The organism is Allokutzneria sp. NRRL B-24872 (assembly GCF_002155965.1).
Classification (GTDB): domain Bacteria; phylum Actinomycetota; class Actinomycetes; order Mycobacteriales; family Pseudonocardiaceae; genus Allokutzneria.
In genome coordinates, this window is sequence record NZ_MUMH01000197.1 from 1 (window position 1) to 12,199 (window position 12,199).

General features: G+C 70.5%; 12 protein-coding genes and 1 pseudogene. 5 read left to right on the forward strand and 8 right to left on the reverse strand.

What is annotated here, in order from left to right:
- Window positions 1-212 precede the first annotated feature (212 nt).
- Window positions 213-884 (reverse strand): hypothetical protein, encoded by a 672-nt coding sequence (locus CCN37_RS35170; protein ID WP_086829372.1) that lies wholly within the window; start codon window positions 882-884, stop codon window positions 213-215.
- 45 nt (window positions 885-929) lie between these two features.
- On the opposite strand from CCN37_RS35170, the gene CCN37_RS35175 reads away from it, so the two are divergent.
- Both CCN37_RS35175 and CCN37_RS35180 read left to right on the forward strand, forming a co-directional pair.
- Complete coding sequence (locus tag CCN37_RS35175; protein ID WP_086829374.1) at window positions 930-1,616, forward strand: response regulator transcription factor; 687 nt, start codon at window positions 930-932, stop codon at window positions 1,614-1,616.
- Window positions 1,606-2,943 (forward strand): HAMP domain-containing sensor histidine kinase, encoded by a 1,338-nt coding sequence (locus tag CCN37_RS35180; protein WP_086829376.1) that lies wholly within the window; start codon window positions 1,606-1,608, stop codon window positions 2,941-2,943. The genes CCN37_RS35175 and CCN37_RS35180 overlap by 11 nt, the downstream gene beginning before the upstream one ends.
- A 31-nt stretch (window positions 2,944-2,974) precedes the next feature.
- On the opposite strand, the gene CCN37_RS35185 is transcribed toward CCN37_RS35180, so the two are convergent.
- A complete protein-coding gene (locus CCN37_RS35185; RefSeq protein WP_086829378.1) occupies window positions 2,975-3,184 on the reverse strand; it encodes a hypothetical protein in 210 nt (69 codons plus the stop codon).
- A 301-nt stretch (window positions 3,185-3,485) separates the two neighbouring features.
- Here CCN37_RS35185 and CCN37_RS35190 point away from each other — a divergent pair, with 301 nt between their 5' ends.
- Together CCN37_RS35190 and CCN37_RS35195 are read left to right on the forward strand one after the other, a co-directional pair.
- Entirely contained in the window at window positions 3,486-4,697 is a 1,212-nt protein-coding gene (locus CCN37_RS35190) for an acyl-CoA dehydrogenase family protein (RefSeq protein ID WP_086829380.1), read from the forward strand.
- 36 nt (window positions 4,698-4,733) lie between these two features.
- Window positions 4,734-5,924 carry a zinc-dependent alcohol dehydrogenase gene (locus CCN37_RS35195; RefSeq protein WP_086829382.1) on the forward strand — a complete coding sequence of 397 codons (1,191 nt, stop codon included), beginning with the start codon at window positions 4,734-4,736 and terminating at the stop codon, window positions 5,922-5,924.
- A gap of 182 nt (window positions 5,925-6,106) precedes the next feature.
- On the opposite strand, the gene CCN37_RS41795 is transcribed toward CCN37_RS35195, so the two are convergent.
- The 6 genes and pseudogenes from CCN37_RS41795 to CCN37_RS35220 all read right to left on the reverse strand — a co-directional run bounded on the left by CCN37_RS41795 (window position 6,107) and on the right by CCN37_RS35220 (window position 10,835).
- Window positions 6,107-6,463 (reverse strand): carboxymuconolactone decarboxylase family protein, encoded by a 357-nt coding sequence (locus CCN37_RS41795; protein ID WP_246843502.1) that lies wholly within the window; start codon window positions 6,461-6,463, stop codon window positions 6,107-6,109.
- 9 nt (window positions 6,464-6,472) lie between these two features.
- Window positions 6,473-7,192, reverse strand: a pseudogene (pcaD, locus tag CCN37_RS35200) (3-oxoadipate enol-lactonase); the annotation flags it as partial.
- On the reverse strand, window positions 7,189-8,484 hold the full coding sequence (pcaB, locus tag CCN37_RS35205) for a 3-carboxy-cis,cis-muconate cycloisomerase (protein ID WP_086829386.1): 1,296 nt from the start codon (window positions 8,482-8,484) through the stop codon (window positions 7,189-7,191). The pseudogene pcaD and the gene pcaB, both read right to left, overlap by 4 nt.
- Window positions 8,477-9,007, reverse strand: a complete 531-nt coding sequence (gene pcaG, locus CCN37_RS35210) for a protocatechuate 3,4-dioxygenase subunit alpha (RefSeq protein ID WP_086829388.1) — start codon at window positions 9,005-9,007, stop codon at window positions 8,477-8,479. The genes pcaB and pcaG overlap by 8 nt, the downstream gene beginning before the upstream one ends.
- A complete protein-coding gene (gene pcaH / locus CCN37_RS35215) occupies window positions 9,004-9,696 on the reverse strand; it encodes a protocatechuate 3,4-dioxygenase subunit beta (RefSeq protein ID WP_086829390.1) in 693 nt (230 codons plus the stop codon). The genes pcaG and pcaH overlap by 4 nt, the downstream gene beginning before the upstream one ends.
- Window positions 9,693-10,835, reverse strand: coding sequence for a 4-hydroxybenzoate 3-monooxygenase (locus tag CCN37_RS35220; RefSeq protein ID WP_086829392.1), 1,143 nt, complete (start codon window positions 10,833-10,835; stop codon window positions 9,693-9,695). Before CCN37_RS35220 ends, pcaH begins: the two co-directional genes overlap by 4 nt.
- A 186-nt stretch (window positions 10,836-11,021) precedes the next feature.
- On the opposite strand from CCN37_RS35220, the gene CCN37_RS35225 reads away from it, so the two are divergent.
- On the forward strand, window positions 11,022-12,110 hold the full coding sequence (locus CCN37_RS35225; RefSeq protein WP_086829395.1) for a DnaJ domain-containing protein: 1,089 nt from the start codon (window positions 11,022-11,024) through the stop codon (window positions 12,108-12,110).
- The last annotated feature ends 89 nt before the right edge of the window (window positions 12,111-12,199 follow it).

The window sequence follows — 12,199 nt, forward strand, 5'->3', positions numbered from 1 at the left end:
GCCCTGAACGACCCCTTCAGGTACTTGAACGCACCGAACGACCCGTTCAGTGCGCTCAACGCGTCAAACGGGCCGTTGGCCAACCACCTCAATGACTCGTTCATGTGGTTGAACGTGCTGAACGAGTCATTGAGGTGGTTGGACGTGCTGAATGACTCGTTCAGCACGTTCAACGGACCAAACGAGGCATTGGCGAGGGGGCGGAGTGCGGGCTACGAGTACTGGTACTCGGTGATGCGCCACGCGGGGCCGTCGCTCCAGTTGGCCTGGATGCGCGAGAACGATGTGGCCGAGGAGAAGGTGACGATGACCGAGGTGGCCGAGGCGCGCTCCACCTTGACGGCGTGACCGGAGACGGGGCGCGCGGTGACGACGGAGACGTTGTCCTGGGCGAAGCGCAGCGTGGAGTCGCCGCCCTTGGTGCGCACGGTCCGGGTCTGCGGCTCGGGCTGGCCGAGCAGGCTCGGATCGGTCTGCGGTGTCGTGGTGGTCGTGGCGCCGCCCACGGTGGGACGGGTGGTCGTGGGCTTGGTGCCGTTCTCGGTGGGCCGCACGCTCGGCGGTGGTGTCGTGGTGGTGGAGCCGGGATCGACGGGACCGGGGCCGGGGCCCTGCGGGCCGGGGCCGGGCGGGTGGATCGGGATGCCGGAGCGAGAGGTCGGCGCGAGCGGCGCGGTCGCGCCCGCGACGGAGGTCGGCGGGCCGAGCGCGATGGCCTCGCCGTTGCCGCTGGCCCTGGCGGTCTCGGCGCCGAGGTGGTCCAGCAGGTCGAGGCGGCCGGGAGCGGCGGCGACCAGCACGGAGCGCAGGCCCAGCCAGGCCATGCCGACCGCGAGCGCGGTCGCCACCAGCCACAAGCCGAGATACCCCAGCCGCCGCTTCATCACTCCATCGTGCCATCCCCTGGCAAGACCGGTTAACGTGCGGCCATGCCATCGGTGCTCCTGGTCGAGGACGACGACGCCATCCGAGGCGCCGTGGTCCGTGCGCTCAACGACTTCGGTTACGCCACCTACTCGGTCAGCACCGGTTTCGACGCGCTGCGCGAGGTCACCAGGGCGGTGCCGGACGCGGTCGTGCTGGACCTGGGCCTGCCGGACATCGACGGGGTCGAGGTGCTGCGGATGATGCGGGGCATCTGCGACGTACCGGTGATCGCCGCGACCGCGCGCGACACCGAGGCCGACATCATCCAGGTGCTGCGCGAGGGCGCCGACGACTACCTGGTGAAGCCGTTCTCCGGCGAGCACCTGGCCGCGCGGCTGGCCGCGGTGCTGCGCAGGAGCAGACCGAAAGAGGCGGAGCGGACGTTCTCGGCCGGGCAGATCACGGTGGACCTGGACAGCAGGCAGGCCCGCCTCGGCGCGACCGAGCTGAAGCTGACCAGGCGCGAGTTCGACCTGCTCGCCTACCTGGTCGCCCGGCCGCACAAGGTGATCAGCCGGGAGGAGCTGCTGGCGGAGGTCTGGCGGCTGCCGCCGGGCCGCGACGACCAGACGCTGGACGTGCACGTGTCCTGGCTGCGCCGCAAGCTCGGCGAGAGCGCGTCGGCGCCGGTGTACCTGCACACCGTGCGCGGGGTCGGGATCAGGCTGGAGATCCCGGGTGCGCCGTAGCCTGGCGCTGGTCTCGCTCGCGGTGACCTCGATGGTGGCGCTGGCCTTCCTCGTCCCGCTGATGCTGGTGGTCTACGACCTGGCCAGGGACCGGGCGCTGACCGAGGCGGAGCGGCAGGCCAGCGCGCTGACCCCGGTGCTGGCGATCACCGCGGACCCGCTGACGATCGCGACGGCGCTGGCCTCCACCGAGTTCGGCCTCGCGCAGCGGATCGCCGTGCACCCGGCGGAGGGCGGGCAGATCGGCACCAGCCGGGCCAACCGCGAGCAGCTGGGCGAGGCGGTGCGGCGCGGGCACGCGTCCATTGTGGACGTCATGGACGGCAAGGCGGTGCTGCAACCGGTCGCGCTGGGCGAGCGGCGCACGGCGCTGGTGGAGTCCTTCGTGCCGCAGGAGGAACTGGAACGCGGGGTGACCGAGGCGTGGGTGTCGCTGGCGGCCGTCGCGCTCGCGCTGGTGCTGCTGTCGGTGCTGATCGCCGACCGGCTGGGCACGCGGGTGGTGCGCTCGGCCCGCACCCTGGCCGAGGGCGCGAAGGCGATCGGCGACGGTGACCTCGGCACGCGGGTGCAGGTGTCCTCGCCGCCGGAACTGGAGCGGACCGCGGCGGCGTTCAACGGCATGGCGGAGCGGATCGGCGGGCTGGTGACGGCGGAGCGCGAACTGGTGGCGGACCTCTCGCACCGGCTGCGCACACCGTTGACCGCGCTGCGCCTTGACGCCGAGACCCTGGGCGAAGGCCCTGGGGCACAACGGATTCGCAGCGCGGTGCACGCGCTGGAGCGGGAGGTCGACGAGATCATCCGCCGCGCGCGCAGGGGTCTGGTCGACGGGGACGCGGCGGGCTGCGACGCCGCGCTGGTCGGCCGGGAGCGGCTGGCGTTCTGGGCGGCGCTCGCCGAGGACCAGCAACGGCCGTGGCGGCAGATCGGAGCGGATCACCCCGCGCCGGTGCGGATCGCCCGCGACGAATTGGTCGCGGTGCTGGACGCCTTGCTGGGCAACGTGTTCCGGCACACCGAGGAGGGTGTCGGCTTCGCGCTCGGGGTGCGCAACCGGGCCGGGGTGGTGACGATCCTGGTCGACGACTCCGGGCCGGGGATCGCCGATCCGGAGGAGGCGCTGAGCCGGGGCGCGAGCGGGGCGGGCTCCACCGGGCTCGGCCTGGACATCGCGCACCGCGTGGTCCGCGCCGCGGGCGGGTCGCTGCGGATCAGCTCCGGTCCAATGTCCGGAACGAGGATTCGCCTCGACCTGCCCGCCGCGGACGCGAGCACTGCGGTGAGATCACCGGTGACGAAGGCTCCAGGCGATGATCACCTGTAACCGTTGCATACCAACCGGTTTGTAGACAGAGTCAGGACTTCTGGAGGGCGCGCTTGCCCTCGTCGGCGGCGAGGCCGAGCATCTCCAGCAGTTCGCGGCAGTCATCCGCGTTGGCGGCGTGCACGGCGACGGTGCGGGCCGCTCTGCCGTTCTGGATCTCGCAGTGGACCTTCTCGACTGCGCGTGCTTCGGCGATGCGGCCGTGCTCAACAACGGGGCTGGCGTGTCTTGCCCAGGTCATGCGGCACCTTCTTTCGTCCCGGTCGGGGAGGGCCCGGGACATCTGCGGTCGTATCCGATCGGCGCCACGCGGCTGAGCGCTCGCGGCGCGAAAGCGGGGGAAGAACGTCCCGCGAAGCCCCTCCATCATGGCATTCTCCGGCCGACGAATACAGACATCTTCCCGTTATCAACAAGTTTTCGCAGGTCAGAGCGTTGTGAAAAATTCCCGTAGCACTGGAGCGTGAGTGTCTGTACACGCACCGTCGCGCGGATTCCGAGCCGGGGTCGGGTGCAAACCATTGCGGCACCCTTGAGTCACGATGGGGTCACGAAAATGGACCGGCGGACAGGGAGACATCGTGAACGCGCCCGACGCACAGGACTTCCTCGATCTCGACAGCCAGCTCGACGACGCCGAGCGCGACATCGCCGCGACCGTGCGCGCGTTCGCGGCGCGGCGGCTGGCCCCGCACGTGGCCGACTGGTTCGACGCGGGCACCATCCCCGAACCCCGTGCGCTGGCAAGGGAGTTCGGCGCGCTGGGCGTGTTCGGCATGCACCTCGCGGGCTACGGCTGCGCGGACGCGGGCGACGTCGCCTACGGGCTGGTCTGCCGCGAGCTCGAAGCCGTGGACTCGGGCGTGCGGTCGTTCGCGTCGGTCCAGGGTTCGCTCGCGATGGGCGCGATCCACCGCTTCGGCTCCGAGGAGCAGAAGCGGGAATGGCTGCCAAGCATGGCTTCTGGCTCGTTGCTGGGCTGTTTCGGCCTCACAGAGCCAGATTCCGGGAGCGACCCGGGTTCGATGCGCACCAGGGCGCGGCGCGACGGCTCGGACTGGGTGCTCGACGGCACGAAGATGTGGATCACCAACGGCTCCGTCGCCGACGTCGCGGTGATCTGGGCGCGCACCGACTCCGGTGTTCGCGGCTTCGCGGTGCCGACGTCCTCCCCCGGCTTCACCGCGCGGGAGATCCCCCGCAAGCTCTCGCTGCGCGCGTCGATCACCGCGGAGATCACCCTCGACGGCGTTCGCCTGCCCTCGGACGCGGCGCTGCCGGGCGCTGAGGGGCTGGGCGCTCCGCTGTCCTGCCTCAACGAAGCCAGATTCGGCATCGTGTGGGGTGTGGTCGGCGCGGCGCGGTCGTGCTTCCTCGCGGCGTTGGAGTACTCGAAGACGCGCGAGCAGTTCGGCCGCCCGATCGGCGCTTTCCAGCTGACACAACGGAAACTCGCGGACATGGTGCTCGACGTGAACCACGCGGGCATGACGGCGCTGCGCATCGGGCGGTTGAAGGAGGCCGGGGCCTGCCACCACAGCCACGTCAGCCTCGGCAAGCTCGGCAACGTCCGCGCGGCGCAACGGGTGGCGAGCGCGGCGCGATCCATCCACGGCGCCAACGGGATCACGCTGGACTACCCGGTGCTGCGGCACATGCTGAACCTGGAGACGGTGGCGACCTACGAGGGCACCGAGGAGGTGCACGCGCTGAGCCTCGGCGCCGCCCTGACGGGCCACTCCGCGTTCCGCTGACCGTTTGCCCCGGTCAGGCGGTGGTATCCCGCTGGCATGAGAGCAGTGACGTGGCACGGCAAGCGCGATGTGCGAGTGGACACCGTTGCCGATCCGGAGGTCCGCGAGCCCACCGACGTGATCGTGGAGATCACCTCGTCCGGGATCTGCGGCTCGGACCTGCACCTGTACGAGGTGATGGGCCCGTTCATGACGCCGGGCGACATCCTCGGGCACGAGCCGATGGGGCTGGTCGTCGAGGTCGGCGGCGCGGTCACGGAGGTGAAGCCAGGAGACCGCGTGGTGGTGCCGTTCAACATCTCCTGCGGCACCTGCCACATGTGCGGCGAGGGCTTGCAGTCGCAGTGCGAGACCACGCAGGTGCGCGAGTACGGCATGGGCGCGTCGCTGTTCGGCTACACCAAGCTCTACGGCCAGGTCCCCGGCGGGCAGGCGGAGTACCTGCGCGTTCCGTTCGGCAACACGCTCCCGATCAAGGTGCCGCACGGCCCGCCGGACAGCCGTTTCGTCTACCTCTCAGATGTCCTGCCGACCGCGTGGCAGGCCGTGGAGTACGCGGCGGTGCCGAAGGACGGGACCGTCGCGGTGCTCGGGCTCGGGCTCGGGCCGATCGGCGACATGTGCACCCGGGTCGCACTCCAGCGCGGCGCCGGGCGGGTGATCGGCGTGGACCTCGTGCCGGAGCGCCTGGAACGCGCGCGCCGCAACGGGGTTGAGGTCTACGACTTGCGCGAGCACAAGGACGACCTGGCCGAGGCGATCCGTGAGTCCACGGGTCGGCGTGGCCCGGACTCAGTGATCGACGCCGTCGGCATGGAGGCCCACGGCTCCACCGCCGCGAAGCTCGCGCAGCAGGTGACGGGGTTGCTGCCGGACGCGCTGAGCCGTCCGCTGATGCAGAAGGCGGGCGTGGACCGCTTGGAGGCGCTGCACCTGGCGATCGACCTCGTGCGCCGGGGCGGCACGATCTCGCTGGTCGGGGTGTACGGCGGCATGGCCGACCCGCTGCCGATGCTGACGTTGTTCGACAAGCAGGTGCAGCTGCGCATGGGCCAGGCCAACGTGCGCAACTGGGTGGACGAGATCATGCCGCTGCTCACCGAGGACGATCCGCTCGGCGTCGACGGCTTCGCCACGCACGAAGTGCCGTTGGTGAGCGCGCCGCAGGCGTACGAGGCGTTCCAGAAGAAGCAGCACAGCGCGGTGAAGATCCTGCTCAAGCCCTAGGCGGGGAAGTACGGACGAGGTGACCGGACAGGCCCCCAGGTCGTGTCCGGTCACCTCGTCGACCCCAGAGCCCAAACCCTAACCAACGTTTGCTGAGCGCCAGTTCAATAATCGCCGAATGGCCGACAATTCAAGACAAGCGGTTACCCAACAGAGTTCCTAAATTATTTGTGGTCATTCCACTACTCCGCGCGACTGCTCCGAACAGCCTCACGCACGACGCGAACAGCGGAATTCGCGGCTGGCACGCCCGCATAGGCGCCCGCGTGCAGAACGACCTCGTTGATCTCTTCTTCGGTCAGCCCGTTGCGCAGCGCCGCGCGCACGTGCAGGCCCAGTTCGTCGTGGCACTTGAGCGCGACGAGAATCGCCAACGTGATGAAGCTTCGCGTTCTTCGGTCGAGTCCGGGCCTGGTCCAGATCGCTCCCCAGACGGCTTCGGTGATGTAGCTCTGGAAAGCCGACGGTTCGACCGCGTCGACGTGCGCGTCGCCGAGGACCTCGCGCCGGACGGCCTCGCCGCGCCCGCCCGAGCCCAGGTGCTCCAGGATCAGCTCGGCGAACTCCTCCGCGCGCTCCACGGGGCCCAGGTGGGCGGCGCCGGGAACGACCACCAGACGGGAGCGGGAAATGCCGGTGGCAATGCGCAGTCCGTCCTCCGGCGGAGTCGCGCGGTCGCGTTCGCCCGCGATGACGAGGGTCGGCGCAGTGATCTTCGGCAGTTCGGCGGCGAGGTCCATCCGCTGAATGGCTGCGCAGCAGGAGGCGTATCCCTCCGCAGATGTTCCCAGGAGCATTTCGCGCCAGAAATCATCGGCCGGAGTGGTGAACCAGCGCTCCAGCACATCATTCGCAATGGAAGAAACTCCCTCGCGAAGAACTCTTTCCGCCCGTCGAGCCCATGTTTCCTCGGTTCCCGGACTCGTCGACGTGCAGCACAGCACCAATCGGTCGATGCGCTGCGGAACCGAGGCGGCCAAGTGCATTCCCACCATTCCGCCGAGCGACAGGCCGACGAAGTGCGCTCGCCCGACCCCGTGCTCGTCGAGGAGTTCCACGACGTCGGAGGCCAGCTCCGCCAGCGCGTACGGACCCTTCGGCGCCGGGGAGGCGCCGTGGCCCCGATGATCGTGGCGGATGACCCGGTATCCGGCGCTCACCAGCGCTTTCGCCTGGTGGTCCCACACCCGCAGGTCGCTGCCCAGGGAGCCGCTGAGCACGACGACGGGTCCCTTCGCCGAGCCTTCTGACACACTGTGCAGCCTCATTCGCCCGCCCTCCGCAACGCTCGCTCGACGAAGTGCCTCGCGCTGCCCAAGTAGTCCATCCCGGACAATTCGGTCAATCGTTCACGGCTTGTGCGCGCTCCCACCACGGGATCGGCGGCGAGGGCCTCCACCAGGTCTCCCCCACTCGCACAGCACCGGGTGACGGCGTCGTGTGCGCGCTGCCTACCGACTATTGGCGTCAGCTCGGTCGTGATGCGCTCGGCGAATACGTCGCTGGCGAGATTCGCGCGCATTCGCGCTGGGTGCGCGCGGAGGCGTTCGAGGCTCGTGCGCAGCCAGTGCGCCGCGGAACCGCTGGTGCGCAACAGTTCGCGCAGAGGACGCCATTCGGAGTGCCAGGCGCCCGCCGCACGTTGGTGCTCCTGCACGCCCGCTTGGAGCAGTGTCGCGACGAGGCCGGGCGCTTGCGCGGCGCACCCGAGCACGGCGACTGCGGCCACCGGATTGTGCTTGTGCGGCATCGTGGACGAGCCTCCCGAGCCGGGCGGGCCCTCCTCGGTCACCTCGCCGATCTCGGTCTGCGCCAGCAAGGTGATGTCGCGCGCGATGGTGCCGAGCACTCCGCACAGCGCCCCGAGCGCCGACGCGGGCTCAGCGACGCGCAGGCGCACGGTGTGCCAGGGCAGCACGGGCTCGGCGAGGTCGAGTCGGCGCGCGAGGGCCGCCGCGACCTCAACACCGCGATCGCCCAGCGCCGCAAGGGTTCCGCTCGCGCCACCGAACTGGAGCGCTGGCTGGACGGCTTCGAGTCGGTCGGCGGCTTCCACGAGCCCGACGAGCCAGCCTGCCGCCGTGAAGCCGAAAGTCACTGGAAGTGCTTGTTGGAGAAGGGTTCTCCCTGGCTGAACGGTGTCGATGTGCTCCCGCGCGAGCGACGCGGCGACGCGCGCGGCGGCTCTGACGTCGTCGAGCAGCACCGCGACAGCGTTCCTGGTGGTGATCATCGCGGCGGTGTCGATCACGTCCTGGCTGGTCGCGCCGAGGTGCACGTGCCCGTCGCCGACGCGGTCGCTGAGGGCACGCACGAGCGGAGCTGCCGGGTTGCCGGTCTGGACCGAGGCCCTGGCGAGCTCGGCGACGTCGTAGAACTCGGCTCGGCAGTGCGTCGCGATGAGGTCCGCGTGGGCTCGTTCGACCAGGCCGATGTCGGCGAGCGCGGCGGCCAGCGCGGACTCGAAGTCGAGCATCGCTTGGACCCACGCGGTGTCCGAAACGGCCTCGCGCACGCCGCCCGCCGCGAGCACGCCGTCGAAGAGTCCCGGTTCAGACATCGAAGAACACCGTCTCTTCCCTTCCTTGCAAGCGGATGTCGAAGCGGTATCCGTCCTGTGTGGACTGTGCGACGAGCGTGTGCCGTCGATCGCGCGGAACCGAGGCGAAGACGGGGTCGGACGTGTTGTCGAACTGGGGGAAGTAGATCCGTGTCACCACTCGGTGCAGCAGGCCCCGCGCGAACACTGACACGTTGATGTGTGGCGCGGCTCCGGCTCCGGGAAGGGGGCCTGGCAGTTGAGTCAGCACTCCGAAGCGTCCGTCCACTGTGGTCGGACTGCGCCCGAAGCCGCGAAATCCACTGGTGACGCCGCGTGGATCATCGGGGTGGTCGAAGCGCCCTTCCGGATCGGCTTGCCAAGTCTCGACGAGGCCGTCTTGGACTGGCTGTCCGTTGCCGTCGAGCACGACGCCGCGAACCCAGAACGCTCCAGGGGTGCCTTGCGGGACAACGAACTCGCCGTCCGGCCAGGTCAGTCCGATGTGGAGGAACGGGCCGACGGTCTGCGCGGGCGTGCTCATCGGTGCTCCGGTGTCTTGTCCCGCCCGCGCAGGACGATGTCGAACTCAAAGGCGAGCGCACAGTCAGGTTCCGTCGCGGCGAGGTCGAAGCGGGCGATCATGAGGCCGCGCGCCCGCTCGTCCGGGACCGAGGTGAAGATCGGGTCGTGTGGCAGCAGCGGGTCGTCGGGGAAGTACATCTGCGTCACCAGGCGTTGCGTGAACGCCCTGCCGAACACCGAGAAGTGGATGTGCGCCGGCCGCCAGGCGTTGTGGTGGTTGCGCCACGGGTAGGCGCCGGGCTTGATCGTGAGGAAGCGGTAGCGGCCCGCCGCGTCGGTCAGGGTCCGGCCGACGCCGTCGAAGCCCGGGTCGATCGGCGCCGGCCAGCGGTCGGCCGTGTGGCGGTAGCGTCCGGCGGCGTTGGCCTGCCAGATCTCCACGAGCGCGTCCGGCACCGCCCGACCGTCGCCGTCGAGCACGCGGCCGTGCACGATCACCCGTTGTCCCAACGGTTCTCGCAGTGTGAGGTCGCTGTCGGACTCGGTGACGCGGCCCGGCCCCAGCAGCGGCCCGGTGACCTCGGTGAGCCCGTGCGGCAGCAGCACGAGCCGTTCGCCGGGGTGGCGCAGCCGCGTCGAGCCGTAGCTCGGCGAGTCCAGCGGCGGATGGGTGCCCTCGGGGTCTCTGCGGTAGCCGATGAGGTTCACGTGCCCTCCGAACTTCCGACGTAGTCCTGTGCCAGAGCGGTCGCGGCGGCGCGCGAGGAGGCGACGCGGCGCAGGCGGGCCAGGCTCAGCCGCTGGTCGAAGGGGTCGGCCGAGCGGTGCAGCATCTCGGTCATCTCCGTGGAGAACCGCTCCGCCCGCCAGGTGGCGCGCAGCCGAGTGTCCGAATAGGACAGTGCTTCGCTGTCGCGGCCGTGCAGCAGCCACGAGGTCAGCGCCTTCGACAGGAGGGCGACGTCGGCGACCGCGAGGTTCAGCCCCTTGGCGCCGGTCGGCGGGACGATGTGCGCGGCGTCCCCGGCGAGGAACAGCCTGCCGTGCCGCATCGGCTCCGCGACGAAGGCTCGCATCGAGGTGATTCCCTTCTCCACCAAGGGGCCCGGCTCGCACGCGGTGCCCAGCCGCAGCGCCAGCTCCGCCCAGATCCGGTCCTCCGGCCACTCGTCGAGCTGTTCATCGGGGGCGACCTGGAGGTACAGGCGGGTCAGCTCCGGCGAGCGCATGCTGTGCAGGGCGAAGCCGCGCTCGTGGTGCGCGTAGATCAACTCGTGGTGCGCGGGCGGCGTCTTCGCCAGGATTCCGAGCCAGGAGTAGGGGAACGCGCGTTCGCAGGTGCTGACCGGGACGGCGTTCCGGCTCACGCCGTGAAAGCCGTCGCACCCGGCGATCACCTCGCAGTGCAAGGTGCGCGCGGTGCCGTCCGCGTCGGTGAACGTGACGCTGGGCCGGTCGGTGGTGACGTCGTGCAGCGCCACGTCGGAGACGCCGAACCACGGCTCGGGCTCGGCCGCGTCGAGCAGGTCCCGCACGACCTCCTGCTGCCCGTAGACGGTGATCGACTTCCCGGTCAGCTCGGTGAGCCCGATGCGGTGCTCCGCGCCGTCGAAGCGCAGGGAAAAGCCCCGGTGCTCAAGGCCGACGCGGTCAAGGCGCGCCCCGAGACCGGCTTCGCGCAGGACGTCGACGGTGCCGGGTTCGAGCACCCCGGCCCTGATCCGGCCGAGCACGTGCTCGCGCCGCCTGGTCTCCAGCACGACGGCGTCCAGGCCCTCCAGTCGCAGGAGGTGCGCGAGCAGGAGGCCCGCCGGGCCCGCGCCCACGACCGCGATCTGAGTCCGCATGCGTCCACCTTCACGATCTTCGGAGCCCCGGACAGCCCGGGTTTCCACTGAGCGGAAGCCTCGGCCATCGCGTTCGGTAGCGGCGGCGCGGGCGGAGCCCCTGGACGGCCCTACGCCCGGACGGGGTGATCATCACCGAGAGCGACCACATAGGGTGTCCACGCAAGCACAGGAGGTAGGCGCAACGTGGGCGTGGTCGACTACTACGAGCTGCTCGGCGTCTCCAGGAACGCCACGGCCTCGGAGATCAAGACCGCCTACCGCGCGCTGGCCAAGGTGATGCACCCCGACGCCGGGGGCACTGCGGGCACGTTCCGGATGCTGCGCGAGGCCTACGAGGTGCTCGGCGACCCGGCGCAGCGCGCGAGCTACGACCGCGGCGGCGCCACCGCCCCGACGGGTGGTGGGACGGCCACGCGGACGCGCCCGGTGCGCAAACGCGACTTCGGCACCGACCCGAACTACGAACCGCCGCCCACGCTGCTCGACCCCGAGGACATCCCCTGGTGGGACGAGGTCGACCCCGAGGCGCGCGTCCGCTTCCTCCCGGTGACCAGCCCCGGGCACGCGCCCGCCGTGACCGCGCTCAGCGGGTTCACGTTGCTGCTGCTGCCCGTGCTGGTGGTCGACTTCTCGCCGCTGCTGCTGACGATGTGGCTGGTCACGGTGCTCGGCACGACCATGGCGATGCTGCGGCTGGCGCGCCGGTACCTGGCCTCCGGCAGGGCCGACCGCGACTTCGCCGCGCAGATCGGCGGGCGGCGCGTGTTCGGCGAGCCCGGCGCCGAGCGCGACCAGCTCGCCGAGCGCCTGACCGCCGAACTGCTCGGCGACTACCTGACCCGGCTGCCCGGCGCGCGGATCTTCCACGGCCTGTCCCTGCCCGGCTCGGTGTTCGCCGACATCGACCACGCCGTGCTCTGCGGCAGCCGCCTCGTGCTCATCGAGTCCAAGCTGTGGCTGCCGGGTCACTACGAGGCCGACGACGAGGGTTCCCTGTGGCGCAACGGGAATCCGTTCCGCGGCGGCACCGTGTCACTGCCCCGCGCCGTCGCCGCGTTCCACCGGCTCATGCCCGGCGTCGAGGTGCGCGGCGCCGTGCTGATCTATCCCAGCCGCCGCGGTGAGGTCAGCGTCGGGGAGGCCCCGGAGGTCCCCGCCCCGCCGATGACGCCCGAGGACTTCGTGCACGAGATCGGTGCTTGGCTGGCGGAGGACCCGCTGGCCGTCAACCGCAAGACCCTCCGCACAGTCCTCGACCGCGTCGTCTCCTGACCCGGCCCAGCACCCGACCCGTTTCGTACTCCTAGCGGGATTGGGGAACGCTCTCTTTCCCGCTTCCGGTACGAAACGGGTCGGGTGCT